Origin of the sequence: Microcoleus sp. FACHB-672, assembly GCF_014695725.1 — a bacterium.
Taxonomy (GTDB): Bacteria; Cyanobacteriota; Cyanobacteriia; order Cyanobacteriales; family Oscillatoriaceae; genus FACHB-68.
In genome coordinates, this window is the sequence record NZ_JACJOU010000026.1 from 201,477 (window position 1) to 218,773 (window position 17,297).

At 45.8% G+C, this 17,297-nt stretch carries 13 protein-coding genes; 8 read left to right on the plus strand and 5 right to left on the minus strand.

Translation table 11 applies throughout. The features are described 5' to 3' along the window. Positions 1–299: 299 nt before the first annotated feature. The 3 genes from H6F56_RS20945 to H6F56_RS20955 all read left to right on the plus strand — a co-directional run bounded on the left by H6F56_RS20945 (position 300) and on the right by H6F56_RS20955 (position 2,344). Positions 300–905 carry a peroxiredoxin gene (locus tag H6F56_RS20945; protein ID WP_190672161.1) on the plus strand — a complete coding sequence of 202 codons (606 nt, stop codon included), beginning with the start codon at positions 300–302 and terminating at the stop codon, positions 903–905. Between the two features lie 235 nt (positions 906–1,140). Then, entirely contained in the window at positions 1,141–1,683 is a 543-nt protein-coding gene (locus H6F56_RS20950) for a peroxiredoxin family protein (RefSeq protein WP_190672292.1), read from the plus strand. 55 nt (positions 1,684–1,738) lie between these two features. After that, on the plus strand, positions 1,739–2,344 hold the full coding sequence (locus tag H6F56_RS20955) for a glutathione S-transferase N-terminal domain-containing protein (RefSeq protein ID WP_190672164.1): 606 nt from the start codon (positions 1,739–1,741) through the stop codon (positions 2,342–2,344). 272 nt (positions 2,345–2,616) lie between these two features. On the opposite strand, the gene H6F56_RS20960 is transcribed toward H6F56_RS20955, so the two are convergent. Continuing rightward, positions 2,617–4,035 carry a hypothetical protein gene (locus H6F56_RS20960; RefSeq protein ID WP_190672167.1) on the minus strand — a complete coding sequence of 473 codons (1,419 nt, stop codon included), beginning with the start codon at positions 4,033–4,035 and terminating at the stop codon, positions 2,617–2,619. 451 nt (positions 4,036–4,486) lie between these two features. Then, complete coding sequence (locus H6F56_RS20965) at positions 4,487–6,697, minus strand: GAF domain-containing protein (protein ID WP_190672169.1); 2,211 nt, start codon at positions 6,695–6,697, stop codon at positions 4,487–4,489. Positions 6,698–7,209: 512 nt separating this feature from the next. Between H6F56_RS20965 and crtR the strand changes: the two genes are divergently transcribed. Beyond that, entirely contained in the window at positions 7,210–8,118 is a 909-nt protein-coding gene (crtR, locus tag H6F56_RS20970) for a beta-carotene hydroxylase (protein WP_190672172.1), read from the plus strand. A 245-nt stretch (positions 8,119–8,363) separates the two neighbouring features. Here the strand turns inward: crtR and H6F56_RS20975 are convergent, their stop codons facing one another. Continuing rightward, entirely contained in the window at positions 8,364–9,635 is a 1,272-nt protein-coding gene (locus H6F56_RS20975) for a hypothetical protein (protein WP_199313120.1), read from the minus strand. Between the two features lie 83 nt (positions 9,636–9,718). Here H6F56_RS20975 and H6F56_RS20980 point away from each other — a divergent pair, with 83 nt between their 5' ends. Next, positions 9,719–12,319, plus strand: a complete 2,601-nt coding sequence (locus tag H6F56_RS20980) for a dynamin family protein (RefSeq protein ID WP_190672174.1) — start codon at positions 9,719–9,721, stop codon at positions 12,317–12,319. Positions 12,320–12,686: 367 nt separating this feature from the next. Here H6F56_RS20980 and aroH read toward each other — a convergent pair whose 3' ends face one another. Beyond that, positions 12,687–13,067, minus strand: coding sequence for a chorismate mutase (gene aroH / locus H6F56_RS20985; protein WP_190672177.1), 381 nt, complete (start codon positions 13,065–13,067; stop codon positions 12,687–12,689). Positions 13,068–13,323: 256 nt separating this feature from the next. Further along, entirely contained in the window at positions 13,324–14,139 is an 816-nt protein-coding gene (sppA, locus tag H6F56_RS20990) for a signal peptide peptidase SppA (RefSeq protein WP_190672180.1), read from the minus strand. Positions 14,140–14,488: 349 nt separating this feature from the next. Here sppA and H6F56_RS26975 point away from each other — a divergent pair, with 349 nt between their 5' ends. The 3 genes from H6F56_RS26975 (at position 14,489) to H6F56_RS21000 (ending at position 17,254) form a co-directional block, all read left to right on the plus strand. Continuing rightward, positions 14,489–14,617 (plus strand): hypothetical protein, encoded by a 129-nt coding sequence (locus H6F56_RS26975; RefSeq protein WP_255513764.1) that lies wholly within the window; start codon positions 14,489–14,491, stop codon positions 14,615–14,617. Between the two features lie 5 nt (positions 14,618–14,622). Further along, a complete protein-coding gene (locus H6F56_RS20995; RefSeq protein WP_190672182.1) occupies positions 14,623–15,714 on the plus strand; it encodes a DMT family transporter in 1,092 nt (363 codons plus the stop codon). 247 nt (positions 15,715–15,961) lie between these two features. Next, positions 15,962–17,254, plus strand: coding sequence for a peptidoglycan-binding protein (locus H6F56_RS21000; RefSeq protein ID WP_190672186.1), 1,293 nt, complete (start codon positions 15,962–15,964; stop codon positions 17,252–17,254). Positions 17,255–17,297: the final 43 nt, after the last annotated feature.

Below are 17,297 nucleotides of genomic sequence, written 5' to 3' on the forward strand. Positions count from 1 at the left end.
TTGCTGTACCGCTATCCTAAACCATCGCCTCAGCCCAGACAAATTGAGCCGGCTGGAGCCACATCTGCACCGGCTGGCTTAAGCTAAGAGTACGTGCGACATCGTCTCCCTTTCTCAGAAGTGCCGGCTAGCTGCCCAATTAACTGTCTACTCAAAATCGTTATGAGTATGATATATTTGTTACAGTTCTTAAATAAGCAGTCGGTGCGCGTGTGGCTGTAAAGACGCACCAGAGGCGTCTCTACCTTGCCTAAACTCCCGCACAAGTAGAGTGTAAACATTCAAGGAGATAACGGTTCATGACTCATCACGCAGAAGGATGTCTCCGGGTTGGCCAAACTGCCCCAGACTTCACCGCAACAGCTGTGGTCGATCAAGAATTCAAGACGATTAAATTGTCTGATTATCGTGGCAAGTATGTAGTCCTGTTCTTCTACCCCCTTGACTTCACCTTTGTGTGTCCCACAGAGATCACAGCCTTTAGTGATCGTCACGGAGATTTCTCTAAAATCAACACCGAAATTCTTGGCGTTTCAGTTGACAGTGAATTTTCTCACTTGGCATGGATTCAAAGCGACCGCAAATCCGGCGGCGTCGGCGATTTGAACTATCCACTTGTCTCTGATATTAAGAAAGAAATTAGCACAGCTTACAACGTGCTCGATCCGGAAGCTGGAATTGCCTTGCGAGGTCTCTTTATTATCGATAAAGAAGGTACAATTCAGCACGCAACCATTAACAACCTTGCCTTTGGTCGTAACGTGGATGAAACTCTGCGGACACTGCAAGCGATCCAGCACGTCCAGTCTCACCCCGATGAAGTCTGTCCCGCTGGCTGGCAGCCTGGTGATCAGACGATGACTCCCGATCCAGTCAAATCCAAAGTCTACTTTTCCGCTGTATAATTTTCAGAATTTAGCTGGAAATTAGGGCGATTAAGTAGCGAGTGGCAGGGGCAGTTTTATGAAATTAGATTATTGCTTATATTTTGAATATTTGCGGTCTAAACGCCCCTGCTGGACTACCGATTTGAAGAAATAAAATAGCCCAAGATCGATTGCCGGTAATGAGTAAACGGTGAATAAGTATTACTCATTACCGATTATTCATTGCCAAACTTTAGCAGGAGATATCGACTTTATGCTGACTTCTACTGACTTTAGCGGCTTAATCAATCAGCGCTTCTTCAACAACTTTTTGCCGAAGCCGGCAGTCAATAAGCTATACATGGAAGTCTGTCCGCCAGACTTTGAACTGCCTGATATCAAAGGCAACCGCCGACTCAAATTATCAGAATATCGAGGAAAGCAACCCGTCATACTCGCTTTCACACGCATCTTTACAGAAAAGCAGTATTGTCCCCTGTGCTTTCCCCATATCAAAGCCATGAATCAGGCTTACGAAAAATTTACCGAAGCCGGCGCAGAAGTTTTAATGATTAGCAGTACCGATGAGCAACAAAGTAAAATTGTCATCGAAGATTTGCATATCAAAATGCCGTTGCTAAGCGATCCTAAATGCGGCGTGTTTCGCGCCTATGGAACAGGTCAAGCCCTCGGTGCTCCCCTGCCGGCACAATTTGTCCTCGACAGACAAGGAAAACTCCGCTACAAGCACTTGTTCTCCTTCCTCGATCCCAATGCCGGTGTCGAAAAACTGCTAGAAGCACTGAAGAATTTGTAGATGTTTCCTAGCTAAAAATCCCTGATTAACTCGCCTCAAAACGAAGGAATAACTGATGATAGAACTCTACACCTTCACCACACCCAACGGACGCAAAGCGTCAATCATGCTGGAAGAAACCGGCCTTCCCTACAACACCCATAAAATTGACATTACCAAAAACGATCAATTCACCCCAGAATTCATCGCCATCAACCCCAACAGTAAAATTCCCGCGATTGTTGACAATGATGCCGGTATCACCGTATTTGAATCCGGCGCAATACTCATTTATCTCGCCGAAAAAACCGGCAAATTCCTCCCCACAGACACCAAAAATCGCATTCAAGTTATCCAATGGTTGATGTTCCAAATGGCAAGCGTCGGGCCAATGTTCGGCCAACTAAACCACTTCAAACGCTTTGCCCCTGAAAAAATTCCCTACGCCATCGAACGCTATGAAAAAGAAACCCTGCGGCTTTACAGCGTCCTCGATAAACAACTAGAAAACCACGAATACATCTGCGGCGACTACTCAATTGCCGATATGGCTATATACCCTTGGGTTGCCATTTATGAATTCCAAGGACTCACCCTCGACGCACACCCCAGTCTTAAACGCTGGGTAGAAACCGTCCAGCAACGCCCCGCAGTTCAGCGCGGGATGGCAGTTCCAGTATAGTAGGGGCATGGGGCATGGGGCATGGGGCATGGGGCATTGGGCATTGGGCATGGCTTCGCCAACCTAAAGGTATGGGCAAGGCTTCGCCAACCTAAAGGTACGGGCATGAGAGAGAGGGAGATAGAAAAACTTGGCATCATACCCTCATATTATCTCTAACACAAACAGATAAACCATCTGCGTTTATCTGCGGTTAAAAAATAATTGATCTTTGACACAAACAGATAACCCATCTGTGTTTATCTGTGTGCATCTGTGGTTAAAAAAATCTTTTAACCAACAAAAAAAGTAATCCCTATCGGGCGCACTAAATCATCATTAGGCGCAACAAAAATCGCCCCATTATTACCCGATGAAGGCAGAGAATTCCCATTCTCTGCCTCATAGCGCAAAATGGCACCCCGATTATTTGCCCCCTCACCATAATCAAACCCAACCGTAAAAAGATTACTATTGGGGGAAAACGCCAAGCTGCCGGTGAAATTCTGACTGGGTGAAGTCCCCGTGTAATTAGTCGGTAAAACCTTAACTAATTCACGCGTTTCTAAGTCATAACGCCGAATATCATTGGCAAAATCACTGACGTAGAGATCGCCATCTTTAGGGCCAATTGCCATTCCCAGAAGGCTGACAAACCCCGCACCATCCGGTGGAGTTGCCGGCGATGCAAATACTTCCGACTGCCGGCTTTGCACATTGAAGCGCAACACCTGACTCGGCAAGCCGGCACTAAAATCAGGTTCACCCTCCCGTGCAACACTCCCTTGAGTCGTCACGTAAAGATTCCCATCCGGCGCAAAAAGCAAACCATTTGGCCCATTTAGCCCACCGGCTTGCGCGTTTCCAGTTGCAAAAACATCAATAAACTGGCCGGTTGTGCTGTTGTAACGCAGGATGCGATCAGTCAAGAAACTGCTGACATAAAGATCCCTATCCTCACCAAAAGCCAAACCATAAGGCCGGTGCAATCCGCCGCTTTCATCCACATCCGGCGTGTTAGGATTATCCCCAACAAACACATCAATAAATTCTCCAGTTACCCCGTCATAGCGCAAGACAACGGAAGCACCTTGTTCTTGAGACGTTGCCGGCTTATCCCCACTACTGATATAAAGGTCTTGGATACCATCAGCGTTGCCATCCGGGCCGTAAATCAAAGTATCTGGAGCAAACAAACCGCCACTGTTCGCTGGGATAAACTCCCCTAAAATTTCGCCGGTTTTAGCATCAACGCGTTGCACATTATTTCCCCGGCTATTGCCAACGAGAAGTGTGTTTAGCACTTGCAAAGCTTGAGCTGGATCGCGTCCTTCACCAATGCCAAATTCAACAAAATGTTCAATGCCGGTGAGTTGATCTTTTTCGACAGCAGCGGCAACATCTGGGTTTCGCTCTAGATAAATCCGGGTGTTAAACAGAGAACTCGGATCGCGCTCCTCAAATTGACCAAATTTAATAAAATGATCGAATGCTGTAATTTTATTAGTTTCAACTGCCGCAGCAACATCTGGATTGGTTTCTAAATAAAAGCCCGTGTTAAACAGTTCGTTTGGATCGCGACCTTCAAACCGGCCATACTCCTTAAAGTGGGCAAATCCACTGCTAAAGGCTCCACTCTTCACAGCCTCAGCGACATCCAGGTTGCTCTCTAGATAAAAACTTTCATCAAAAAGTCCGGTGTTTTCCAACATTAAATATATTTTGTCCTATTAACTTGCAAAATTGTTTATTATTCCAATACCTAACAAAAATGACTGATAAATTCTGAATCGATTGATTCTGGCTTGTTCGGATAATTTTTAAGCAAGCTAAAGCATTGTTCAAGAGAAAAGATTGTCAGTTATCTTTATCTTGAATCTTAAAGCGATTGGCTTAACAGTAAACTTGATAATCTCACTGCTGGGCTGGGTTGTCAAGTAGGAATCAGAGACTCTTAAACATAGGAAAGTGTCCCGGAAGAGGCGGATGAATTTCCAGCAAGGCTAACGGAAAACGATGTTTGCTGAAGCGATTGAAGCTGCGTTCAATATCAGGCGAGTTTGTGCCTTGCAAAGCGTGATGTGCGGTTGGTAAAAGGTGCCAGGGTGAAGCGTTGCGATCTAGCCGGCACCTTTTGTTTGTACAGCCGCAAGTGTTTCTCCCTCAAGCCGAAACTCCTGCCACAGATTTGAGTTCAGCCGGCACCTCACAGTGTTTCAAAGCCGGCCTGACGGGGATATCAATTCTAAACTCAGTTCCCTGTCCTGGTTCAGATAGGCAAAAAATCGCACCGCCGTGCTTATCCACCACAATTTGATAACTGATCGATAAACCCAATCCCGTACCTTTGCCCACCGGCTTTGTCGTGAAAAACGGGTCAAACAATCGCGATCTAACGCTTTCACTCATCCCCGGCCCATTATCTGCAATCCGTACCGTCACATAATTGGGATGCGAGATCTCTGTGTGAATCCAAATCGTCGGAGTTGTTGATTCTGGGAGTTTGCCGGTTTTCCAATAACCACTGAGCACTGATTCTTCAAGCGCATCAATGGCATTGCTGAGAATATTCATAAATACCTGATTCATCTGGCCGGCATAGCACTCGACTTGCGGCAACTGCCCGTATTCCTTCACCACTTCAACACCCGGATACGCCCCGTGAGCCTTCAGCCGGTTTTGTAAAATCAACAGCGTATTATCCAGCCCTTCATGCAAATCCACCCGCTTCATTTCCGCTTGGTCAAGTCGTGAAAAATTCCGCAGGGATAACACAATCTGGCGAATTCGATCAGCCCCCATTTTCATCGAGGCTAGCAATTTCGGTAAATCTTCATTCAAAAAATCAAGGTCAATCTCTTCAGAAAGCTCCTCAATTTCAGATACTGGATTGGGGTAGTGCTTTTTGTAGAGCATCACCAGTTGTAACAACTCTTTGATGTAGTTGTTGGCATAGTTAAGATTGCCGTAGATAAAATTTACCGGGTTATTAATTTCGTGCGCCACTCCCGCCACCAATTGACCGAGACTCGACATTTTTTCCGTTTGAATTAATTGCGCCTGACTTTGCTGCAAATCGTGAAGCAGTTTCCCTAATTGTTGGGCTTGAGCCGTTGCTGTTGCAGCCGCACTGTGTGCCTGAGCGTAGAGATAAGCTTGGTGGATAGAAATCGCCAATTGATCCGCCACCGCTTGCGCTAAGTCCCGATCATTTTTCGACCAATAGCGCGTGTGCGAACATTGATTGAGATACAAAATCGCGTGCAGTTGACCGTTTGCCTGCACCGGCACGACGAGAGACGATTGAATTTTCGCCCGTTTATACTCAGCATTATTACTGCCGATGCGAGGATCTTGCGCCACATCCGAGATTGCCACCAGTTGCCGGTGTTCAATCACCCACTGACTAATCGGCCCATGTGTGTCAAATTCATGAATAGAGGGAGGAAACGGATCTCGGCAAACTTCAAACAGATGCCGGCGTCTAAACGCGACTCCCTCCGCCGCCGCTTCCACATCCTCTTCTGAAAGCGGGTAACTGAGCTTCCCGTCTTCAAGATCCTCAACTAAATGCACCAAGCAGCGATCTGCCTTCAGCGCTTCCATTAGCTGGGCGATCGCCTCAGTCAGAATCGTTTCCAGATTTAAACTTTGACGGGTTTGGGTGGTAATTTGGTTAACCAACCGCTCACGCGCTGCTTGTTTTTGCGTTTGCTCATAGAGTTGAGCTTGGCGAATCGCAATTTCTAGTTGTTGCGCCATTGACTGAAGAAACTCAATTTCCTCTGCACTCCACTGCCGGGGTTGCTCGCATAAACAGGCAATAAAACCAATCCAGCCAGATTGACTTTTCACCGGCACCAGCAGATTGGCAACAGCGCCCAGCAATTGACACGACGTTTGCGGCTGGAAATTCTGTGATTCGCTTGCTGCCGGTGGCGTTTTGCGAAGCGGCAACCGAGACATTAGTCGCGCCACCGCACTCACCCCACTGGGATTGCTTTCTGGCCCATAATTAATAATTAAAGCCCCCTCAGCAATTGCCGTTGCGGCTGCCCCAAAGCTTTCCAGGGGATAGTATCCTAATTGAGAAGGTTTTTGATTGCTGCCAAGCCGTTCGCACACCACTTGCACCCGTTGCGTATCGTTGTAATACCAAAGAAAACTACAGCGTTCGACTTGCAGTAAACTGCCGACTTCATCCACTGCCGTTTGCAATACGACTTTCAACTCCAGCGAGTTGCGGATGCGGTCTATAATTTTGCGTAACAGAGCGCTTTGCTGTTGCGGATCTCCAATTTGACTCGGCTGTGCTTGATTGGGGAAAGGAAAGACCGAGGATAACCAATTGAACCAAGAGTTAGTAATTGCCATGAGATAACTTCACTAAATAAAATAAAACCCTTATCCTGCGTTAACGTGCCAGTCCAATCGCTTGTGGGTTTTATCGTTGAACATCCTACGGTTGGGTTTTAAATCGAGTCAGCACGTTTGATTTATTGAGGATTGTTCTAAATAAATCTAGAAAAATTTAGCTTCTTAAACTTCAAAGTTGTGGTAGAAGGAGATTTTAATCAAATGATCCGGGAATTCAACGCACCCCGATTCTTGAATTTAGACAATATTTAAATTCATACAATATTTAGCAGTGCTAAAAATGTTCACTGCGAACTCAACTGCTAAGCTTAAGAAGCTGTAAAGGAGTCGGCAGCAGTCTCTCGTCGCGCAGGCACCCTGTCAGAGCATGAATGTTTAAGCAGCCTGAGAATCTTTTAAGATTTCTTACTTAAGCGTGATTACCGAATGAGATGTCGTAATAAAACTTCATTTTTAGACATTTGTATCGTATACTACGCGTGAGTAAATCACAAGGAGTTACAACTAAAATGTCGCAGCCCCGGCAGCCGCTGACAGTTCCGAAAGAATTCCTCGGCCCTCCGGGCGACGTGAATCCCACGCTACTGATGTTTGTGGCGTCGGTCGTAATGTTCTTCAGTTCACACACCGGCTATTGGTTTTGGAACTGGCCGGGGTGGTGTTGCTTTTGTATTAATGTGCTTGCGGCACACATGGCCGGCACGGTGATTCACGATGCCTGTCATAACGTTGCCCACCGCAACCGCACTGCAAACGCTGTTTTAGGGCATGGTAGCGCCTTGATCTTGGGTTTTTCCTTTCCGGTCTTCACCCGCGTCCACCTGCAGCATCACGCCCATGTGAATGACCCCAAAAACGACCCGGATCACTTCGTTTCCACCGGCGGCCCACTTTGGCTGATTGCTGCTCGTTTTTTCTATCACGAAATCTTCTTCTTCACAAGGCGTCTGTGGCAGAAAAATGAGCTGTTGGAATGGTTTCTGAGCCGGCTGGTGTTCTTCTCTGTGGTTTATGTTTGCTGCCAGCATGATTTATTTAGCTATTTTCTCACTTACTGGGGATTACCCACATTAGTTGTGGGAATCACACTGGGATTATTTTTTGATTATCTGCCTCATCGGCCTTTTGAAGAACGCAGCCGGTGGAAAAATGCCAGAGTTTACCCCAACAAGGTTCTCAATGTGATGATTATGGGGCAAAATTATCATTTAGTTCATCATTTATGGCCTTCGGTTCCTTGGTATTACTACGAGTCAGCTTACTGGGCGATGAAGCCTTTGTTAGATGAGAAAGGTTGCGCTCAAAGTTTGGGATTGCTGAAAGGAAAAGACTTTTTGGGTTTCCTTTATGACCTTTTCTTCGGAATTCGATTTCATCACTTATTGCCGTCTTTAAAGCAGGCAGAAAAAGTACAATAATAAAAAAAGTCACTGGCTATTATTAATGTCGGTGACTTTTTATTTTTGGTATTTTTAACCGCAGATAAACGCAGATAAACGCTCACTCCCCTAGATGCCAGCGCTAACTTTCTAACAAAATTTTCCTTACCCAGTGTGAATTATCATATACCTGAATCCAAATGTCTAGGGCTTGAACGTATTGGGGAAGATTCAGCAAAAACGTTAGGAGTAGTGGTATCAGTTGTAGTTTCATCTGAATGTAATTATGATTCGTCTTCCGATTCATCCCGGACTCTGAAATAGTAAAACAGATTAGCAACAGCCAAATCAGACGCTTTTTCCAAGTTTGACGATACTAAACTTTTATGACCAGCTATTTGCCCTTGCTCAAGGATATAATCTTCGTACTCTTGACGCTGCTGCGGAGCGAGGATTAATTCGAGTTGAGTGCGAAGAGAATAAAAATGAGACTTAGGTTTCAAATTTTCATAAAATAACTGTTCATCCGGTATTGCTGAAGCTGTTGTGGCTGAATTTTTATCCCCCATAACAGCTAAGTCTGATTTACTAAAATCAGCACTCTGTAACTGCTTTAACTCACTTTGGGACAAAGATTTTATCCAGTCAATCTGATTTTGCCAAGTGTCTAATGCAGCTAAATCGTGATTGTGAATTCGTGTGATTTCTGGGAAGAGAAAATCTAGTTCCTCGTCCGAGTCGCAGCCAGCAATTACTGTTAAGCCATCTTGACGGATTTGTTGTTGAAGCTGAGAGATGCGATCGCCCGCAGCACCAAATTCATTTTGTACCTGATACGTGCCGATAATACTTTGCTCGATCGCCCAACTGCACTCTAACCGCCGCAACTGTCCCGCCGCACAATTTTCTTCTAATAAATGCGGATTTCTGTAATCTGCTAAAGCTTCAAACAACATCCCCCGCGCTGCATTAATTTCAGCATTCCGGCGGTTGATATCTTGCAGTTGCAAAGCCGATCGCATTCGTTGAATTGCTTGATTAAATAACCCGTAAGCCCGCACTAAGACTAGGCGATGGTTCTCAAATTTTATATCTGCAAGGACTTCGGAAATTAATTGCTTAATTTCCGCGCCTTGGCCTTTCAAAAGTTGTTCTAAATTGATGAAACCATTTTCTACTTTAACTTCCAGCCTTTCTACTGCTTTTTTTAGTTTCAAAGTCTGGTGCAAATTCACCGCCGACAAAGCTACCCCAGCCGCAACTCCCACACCAATGACGGCTGTTGTCGCTTGCAGCACACCCAAACTGGCTTGGACGGCTTGAAAGCCCATGTGGTTTTGGTACATCTGCAAGCCGCCCATTGCAAGCTGCACGGGAGACACTAAGGGCGATAGCGGGCTGTTATTGACAACCGCACCAACGGCATGGGCAGCAAACTGTCCCGTTGCTGCATCCCTCGCTATGCCGATCGGCACTCCAGCAGATGTAAAGACTTGTGCGTATTTACCAGCCTCGATCGCAGCCTGTACCGCTGCGGGAAATACAAAGTTCATCATAAATTTTTACCCTGGTAGAAACCAACGCAATAACTGATCTATTATGATCCATTTAATAAAAGAAATATTATTAGGGGCTGCAAATGAATACTTCGTTAATTAGTCCCCAAACAATTGAGCTTGTTTCGCTGCTGACAGGGCAAAAACTACGAAAAGAGGATATTACTCCGCCTGTGCTTTTTCTGGGGGGGCTGGTGACGGTGTTGTTGGGAGTCATCTATGTTGACGGTACGGTTGGCGCTGAGGAAATGCAGCGGCTGCGGGCAACTTTGACGGAACTCATCCCCGCTAACAACAGTTTGCGCCAATTGGTAATGCCGATGGTTAAGGGCGTGCAAGCTCAGCAACTTTACAAGAAATTGACGGAGTTTCTGGCGCTGACATCGTGCTTTTCCGAGGAGGAAAAACTGCTGCTAATTAGTTTTGGGTATCAAATGTCTACAGCAGATGGGGCAATAGATAAACGCGAAAAAGAGTATTTGAAAATCATCGCCAACAGACTCGGAATCGATGCGCGATTTTTGACTGTTTTGGAAGCGAGTTTTAGCAATCAAGCAATCAGCGATACAGCAGCTTTAGCAGAAGTCCACTCGTTACTCGATCCTGCACAATTTCAAACTCTAGATTCTTTGTTTGTCCGTGCGGCTAGTCACATTATCGAACATTTGCCAGCCAAACCGAAACAGCAAAAAAATCAAAAGCATTCAGTCTCGTCATATCAGAACTTGAAAAAGTTTCAGGAGTATAGACAACAATTGGATGTAGTTTGTGGCAAACTTTATTTGACTGTTCTAGATGGAAGCGAGCGTAACGTGCTATCTCCTAATTTAACAGAAGAAGTAACAAAGATATCTCGTAAATTACAATCTCAGCGGTTTCGCGTTGCTGTTGTCGGCGAGTTTAGCAAAGGAAAATCTACTTTACTCAATGCTTTGCTGGGCGAAGAAATTCAACCTGTGCGGGATATTCCCTGTAGCGGTACGGTGACTGTTTTGAAATACGGGCCGCAGCAGCGGGTTATCTGCAAATATAAAGACGGACGCGAAGAGGAAATTTCACCTGAGCAATATAAAGATAAAGCCTCGATTTCTGAGGAAGCAGCTTTAGGTTCTTTTGGAGATGAAATTGTAAATTCAGAAATCAAAGAAATAATTTTCGAGCATCCGAATCTCGAATTGTGCCGCAATGGTGTAGAAATTATTGATTCTCCCGGATTGAATGAACAAGCGGAACGCACGTTAGTTACGGAACAGGTTCTCAAAACAACTGATGCGGTGATTTTTTTGACTCATGCTCAAAATGCTTTGACAGAAAAAGAGCGAGAACTGCTGTTGTATTTGAAAAAAGAGTTGAATCCAGGGAAAGATGATGAAGGTGTGAAGAGTATTTTTGTTTTAGTTAATTTTGCCGATTTGCTGCGTCGGGAAGAAAGCCGCAAACAGGTAAAACAAAGGGTAGAAACGATTCTTAAGAGTCAAAATTTGATGGCTGGTGAAAGCCGGATTCATTTTATTTCGGCTCAATCTGCACTCGATGCGATTTTGGACGGAACGGAAAATGAGTATGTGAAATCTTTTCAGGATTTTACAAAATCTCTGGAACAGTTTTTGACAGAAGAACGGGGGGCCATCGCACTTCAGCAGTCGGCATCTGGAATTAAGCAAATTATTAATACTGGCTGCGAGGAATTGAATCAATGGCGGGAAATGTTAGAGGGAATATTGACAGTTGATCAAGGAGATAAGCAAAAAATATTTGAACAAATGGCGGAAGCAAGCGGACGCGATGTAAAAATTAGATTGTTAGCTGATGAACTGATGGAGCAATCGGCAGACGAAGTTATTGAATCTTGGAATGAATGGTTGGAAGGGTTGGGAGAACGCCTGATGGCAAAAAGTCATCACTGGACTTCCGAACACGGACACATCATGAGTCGAGACAAGTTGACTAAAGATTATGCAGATCAATTTGTACGAGACATCACCGAAGAAATTGATGACTGGGGCAATCAAAAAGTACAGTCTATTTTAAAACAAAATATGGGAGTGCTAGACAGCAAAATTGGTGAAGATATTTATGCAATACGGCAACAATTTCAACAGTTTGACAAGCAACTCAGCACTAGCCTTGTCACTCAATTCAATAACTTAGCAACAGCAGGTAGCTTAGGCGGAATTGGCAGCAGTGGAAGCGGAATAGCTTCATCAATTGGCGAGATTGAGGATAGTGGATTTTTTGGGGGTTTAGGAATTGGTGCAGCAGTTGGTGCTGCGTTGCTATTTTTTACAGGACTTGGTTTTATAGGAGTTATTTTGGGTGGCTTAGCGGCTGGTACTGGTGGCGGTTTGGGCTTGAGTTTTTTAGATGGCGATGCTGTTAAAGCTCAGATTAAGGAAAAAGTTTGTGAGTTAGGCTTTGAGAAATTTGGCGAATCGGCAGAGTCTATTTTTGAGAAGGTACAACAAAGAATTATTGCAGTATTTGCCGATCACGCTGATGCGAATAGCGATGCGATGTTAAAAGCTATCTCGCTGTGGGAAAATTTATTAGAACAGCAGGAAAAGCGAGAGCGCCAAAATCAAGCAGAATGCGAAGCCGAAAAGGTTTGGCTGGCTGACAAACGTCGGGAACTTGAACAAGTACAGAATCAAATTGAAACAATCTTAAATCAAAGTGCCTGCTAATTCAATGGGTAATACGAGATCCGGTTATGTTCTACTACTAACAAATCAAGCCCAGTTCAACCAGAGTTAAACCAGTAATAATTGATAATATTTTTGATTTCCTGACTCATTGTTTGAAGAACAAAACATCTGGTCGCCAAAACATCTTCTAACTCATCTTGACTTTCAAAATGCTCGTTGCGTGCATCTCATTTTTGTCAATTTGGCGTGCCGGCATCTTTCTCACGTGTTGGCAGATCAGGGAGAAAGGTGCTCCCACTCCCATATTTTTGCAAAAATGAGATGCACCCAGGACAAAACAAAAAAAGAAGAATTAGAAACTAAGAAAACTCTCAATTTTTAATTCTTCTTGGTTGCCGGCATAACACTAACTGGGTGCTAAACTCCAATCAGGTCTAAGGTTTTTCGCAAGTCTTAAATAAGGATGGTGAATCTCGACTTGGGAGGCTGAGATATTGACATGGATGAGAAAGCGGATGCAAAGTTCTAAGCCCCCCACCACGTGCATTTGCTGTACATCCAACAGAGGCACACAGTCCCATCCGGGGCGAGCACGGGCAATCGCTGCTGGAAAAATTACATCCAAATCACGGGTGGCTGAAAACGTGGCACTAATGATCTGTTCCGGATCTAACTGATTTCGCGCTTCCAGTTCATCTAACAGTTCTGTCACCGCTTCTCGAATCGCTTCAACCGTATTTTCCGAAACAGTTGTTGCCCCACGAATCGCTCGAACTCTCCACTCCACGCCAAACTTCTCCTATGTATATTTGTATTGATCAGCACCCCCACCGGCAATGAGAATTGAAAAGTGAAAATTCAGAATTGAGAGTCGCAAATTGGGGATTGCCGGCTAAAAAATTTGTTTCTTTTTTTCTACACATTCAATTCCCAATCGCAGAAAATCTTCAATCTAAGCGAAATCTTTAAACATTCAAAAATCGCTCAGACTTAATTCTTCACTTTTCACATTTTTCCCTTCTCACTGACCGCTCAATCCTAAATTAAGGTCGATACATCCACAAGGGCAAACCACTGGCAGACATCTCAAAATCCATCCACTCAATGCCGGCAGACAGACTGGATGTCACCTGACTTTCTCCCAAAATCCGGCTTAATAAGGGTTTACGTTCTTCCAGGGTGTAACACTGGGTTTTTTCCGGATCGAGTCCCACCAATTCTGCTGCCCAGCGGCGAGCGTCCTCTTCTGTTCCCAGCCGGTCAACAACGCCCAGTTCTAAAGCTTGTTGTCCGGTAAAAATTCGACCATCGGCAAAGCTTTTTACCGTATCGACTGCCAAATTCCGCGCCTCAGCAACGGTTTGAACAAACTGTTGGTAACTGGTATCGATCAACTGTTGCAGAATATCTTTTTCTGGCTCAGTTAATTCTCGATCAAACGCCAAAATATCTTTGTAAGGGCCGGATTTAATAACTTTGAAAGAAACCCCAACTTTTTCCAGTAGGCGTTCTAAATTATTGCCTCGCAGAATTACGCCGATGCTGCCGGTGATCGTCCCCGGATTCGCCACAATATGCTCGGCACCCATCCCGATATAGACGCCTCCAGAGGCCGAAATATTGCCAAAACTAGCAACAATTTTGACTTTCTCTCGGAGCCGCTTTAAAGCGCTGTAGATTTCCTGGGAATCACCCACCGTGCCTCCGGGACTATCAATTCGCAGCAGCAAGGCAGGAAAGCGTTTTTCTTCAACAGTTTTGAGAGCTTCTAGCACTCGTTTGCGAGTGGCACCGGCAATCGCGCCGTTCACTTCAATTCGGGCAATTTGTTTGCGAAACTTGTTAAATGGCCAAATCATGGGCGGTCAAACAGCAGTTGTGAGTCAGTTAATATCAAGTGTTTTAAGTTTTGAGTTTTGAATGTATCACTCATCACTTTGGCGAACGGTGGCCAGATGGGAGCGGCTGAGTATAAATACTTCCAGGTTGCCCAATTGGTCGAAGAACTCTCAGGACTTGCCACAAGAGCGCACGCGATTAATTGCGTGCTTATTCTAGTTTGCCTGAATATTATCGAGTTGTCGGCATTCTGCTGAGCCGGCTGGCTATGAAATCGTCGATATCACAGCGTTAACACGATACTCTAAAGTCTAGACATCTTTAGTAGCATTTCTTAACATAATTATACGATTGGGTACAATTAAATAAATGAACCCTCGACTTCGCAATTCAGGCTTGGAGCGCTATTTGCCCTTGCAAGAAGCGAAAGATCGTGTTGAAGGCTCCCACAGCCGGCAGCTTTTGCAATCCTTTCCAAACGCCCTATTTTATCGCTAAACCCCATGTATCTAAGACTGAGTGAATCGAAACGGCCTCTGGCAACACTGCTGCTAATCGCCCCGTTTTTCCTGTGGGGAACCGCAATGGTGGCGATGAAAGGTGTTATCCCGAACACAACCCCGCTATTCATGGCAGGCGTGCGTTTGCTACCGGCAGGCGTCTTAGTTCTGATCGCAGCCGCAATGATGGGCAGGCCGGCCTTAAAAGGCTGGGGGGCATGGCTGTGGGTGGCCTTTTTTGCCCTCGTGGATGGGGCAATGTTTCAAGGTTTTTTAGCCGAGGGATTGCTGAGAACCGGCGCAGGGTTGGGATCAGTGATGATTGACTCCCAACCCCTAGCCGTGGCGATTTTATCGTGGTGGCTGTTTGGCGAACGCATTGGCTTATGGGGCTGGCTGGGGCTAGGGGTTGGCGTCCTGGGGATCGCGCTGATAGGCTTGCCCGATGCGTGGATTTTGGGGCTGTTCCAGCAAGGGATCGCATCGGTGCCGGTGGAAATCGGGAATTTGTTTGAAAACGGGGAATGGCTGATGCTGCTGGCGGCGCTATCGATGGCCGTGGGGACGGTAACCATTCGCTACGTCTGCCGGTATGCCGATGCCGTAGTCGCCACCGGCTGGCACATGATTTTAGGCGGAATCGCCTTATTGACCCTTTCACTGGCGACAGAATCCCAGCAGTGGGTGAATATTGATCTTTCAGGCTGGGCGGCTTTAGCCTATGCAACGATTTTTGGCAGTGCCCTCGCTTACGGGTTGTTCTTTTACTTTGCCTCCACCGGCAGCCTCACCAGTTTGAGTGCCCTGACCTTCCTCACGCCGGTGTTTGCCCTATTATTTGGAAACTTATTCTTAGCCGAAGTTCTTAGTCCCCTGCAATCGATTGGTGTTTGCCTGACAATCGTGAGTATTTACTTAATCAATCAACGTGATACGATAGCCCAAAAGCTGAGACTAGGGCGTACAGTGGATCAAACCATTGCCTCTGCGGAGGAAACTGCTGCTGAAAATCGACTCCTGCTACAATCGTCTGAGAGCAAATCGGTTGAGCTGCCGGTGACGGTACGCATTGCGGAATCCGAACCGGAGATTTAACCTCAGCCGATCCAATCTGACCGTCAACAGGTCGATGAACCGGCACAGCTAGCTGGTTAATGATTTTAGATTTTTGATAGGTAATTTCCTCCAAAAAGCAACCAAAATCATCGAAAATCAAAGTTCCACCAGCAGCAGCCACAGCTGATCTGTGATTCGCGCAGGATGCAGAACGGGTAGGATTGAGCTAGCTTAATTACACCTGAATCGCTCACGCTGGTTGACTCCCCCACCCCCGCGTTAGAATATGGTGCTTTACCGCTCCACCGTGTTGCTCGTTACCTGCGCTAGTTGCCTGGGTTTGCCCAGTCCAGCCAAAGGATTAATTCACCCAAACCGAACCGGGGAAATTTCGATAACGCCCCTTATAAAAGGCGCAGTGGTTCTGAACACCCTGCAAGTGGCTCAAGCAAACGCCCCCGCCGGCATAGAACGCCCTCCCCTCGGACCAGGTGATCGGCAGCCGGCAGTGCGAGAACTGCAAAAGACACTGAAAACTTTGGGATACTACAACGGTGCCGAGGATGGCGTCTATGAAGCCACAACAGCCGAAGCCGTCGCGCAATTTCAAGCCGGTGCCGGTTTAGAAGCAGATGGGGTTGCCGGTTCCACAACTTGGGATCGCTTGCAAATCGCCCAAAACCAAGCAAAACCCGCCCCTTCCCCAGACACCCAAAAAGCATCGAATTCAAAATCTAATCCCTCAAGATTGCTGCAAGGCAAAACAAAATGGCTATTGCTAGGTTTGGGTGTAATTGTGATTGCTGGAATTGTCGGCTTGATATTTAATTTGCTCATGCGTTCTGGGGAAAATGAAGAGGATTCAGATCTCGATAGCCGAGGTGAGCGATCTTCCCAACATCCCCAACAAAATTATTCTGAAAACCCACACCATCTGCAAAATAGAGAAGCGAATTTAGGCAGTCACCAGCCTAATTATGACAGCAACGGCTATCCGATATCCGGTGCCCTCGATTCAGAAAAAAAGGAGCGAAAAGAGCCGGCAGACTCAACTCCCCCAGAATATTTAGCCGTTGAAGAAATTACTCGTCTACAAAAAATCGATATTATTGATGAATTAATTCGAGATTTACAAAAGCCCGATCCTGCCAAGCGACGTAAAGCAATTTGGGATTTGGGGCAGCGGGGAGACTCCCGCGCTGTACAGCCTTTGGTGAATTTGATGGTTGATTCAGATTCTAAACAGCGCAGTTTAATCCTGGCAGCTTTATCTGAAATTGGCACCCGCACCCTAAAACCGATGAATCGAGCTTTAGCCGTTTCTCTGCAAGATGACAATGCTGAAGTAAGAAAAAATGCGATTCGGGACTTAACACGTATTTATGAGTTAGTCTCTCAAATGAGTCAGCTATTGGGTCATGCAATTGACGATCCAGACGATGAAGTGCGGGAAACTGCTAATTGGGCATTAGCGCAGTTGAGCAATATACGTGGGTTGCCGGTTGGAGAAAATCGACCCAGCCGGTCAAATTCTGCAAATCCGCCGCAAGACTCTGGAGGGGAGAATCTTAGGGATTAGGAACATGGGGTGAAAGAACAACGGGGATCGGTAATTATTAAGG

Bases quoted from the DNA above. Each gene is read 5' to 3' on its own strand.
- H6F56_RS20965 (WP_190672169.1), bottom strand. From the start codon at position 6,697: ATGGCAATTACTAACTCTTGGTTCAATTGGTTATCCTCGGTCTTTCCT.
- H6F56_RS20995 (WP_190672182.1), top strand. From the start codon at position 14,623: ATGTATCTAAGACTGAGTGAATCGAAACGGCCTCTGGCAACACTGCTG.
- H6F56_RS21000 (WP_190672186.1), top strand. From the start codon at position 15,962: ATGGTGCTTTACCGCTCCACCGTGTTGCTCGTTACCTGCGCTAGTTGC.
- H6F56_RS20975 (WP_199313120.1), bottom strand. From the start codon at position 9,635: ATGATGAACTTTGTATTTCCCGCAGCGGTACAGGCTGCGATCGAGGCT.
- H6F56_RS20955 (WP_190672164.1), top strand. From the start codon at position 1,739: ATGATAGAACTCTACACCTTCACCACACCCAACGGACGCAAAGCGTCA.
- H6F56_RS20950 (WP_190672292.1), top strand. From the start codon at position 1,141: ATGCTGACTTCTACTGACTTTAGCGGCTTAATCAATCAGCGCTTCTTC.
- H6F56_RS20980 (WP_190672174.1), top strand. From the start codon at position 9,719: ATGAATACTTCGTTAATTAGTCCCCAAACAATTGAGCTTGTTTCGCTG.
- H6F56_RS26975 (WP_255513764.1), top strand. From the start codon at position 14,489: ATGAACCCTCGACTTCGCAATTCAGGCTTGGAGCGCTATTTGCCCTTG.
- crtR (WP_190672172.1), top strand. From the start codon at position 7,210: ATGTCGCAGCCCCGGCAGCCGCTGACAGTTCCGAAAGAATTCCTCGGC.
- sppA (WP_190672180.1), bottom strand. From the start codon at position 14,139: ATGATTTGGCCATTTAACAAGTTTCGCAAACAAATTGCCCGAATTGAA.
- H6F56_RS20960 (WP_190672167.1), bottom strand. From the start codon at position 4,035: ATGTTGGAAAACACCGGACTTTTTGATGAAAGTTTTTATCTAGAGAGC.
- H6F56_RS20945 (WP_190672161.1), top strand. From the start codon at position 300: ATGACTCATCACGCAGAAGGATGTCTCCGGGTTGGCCAAACTGCCCCA.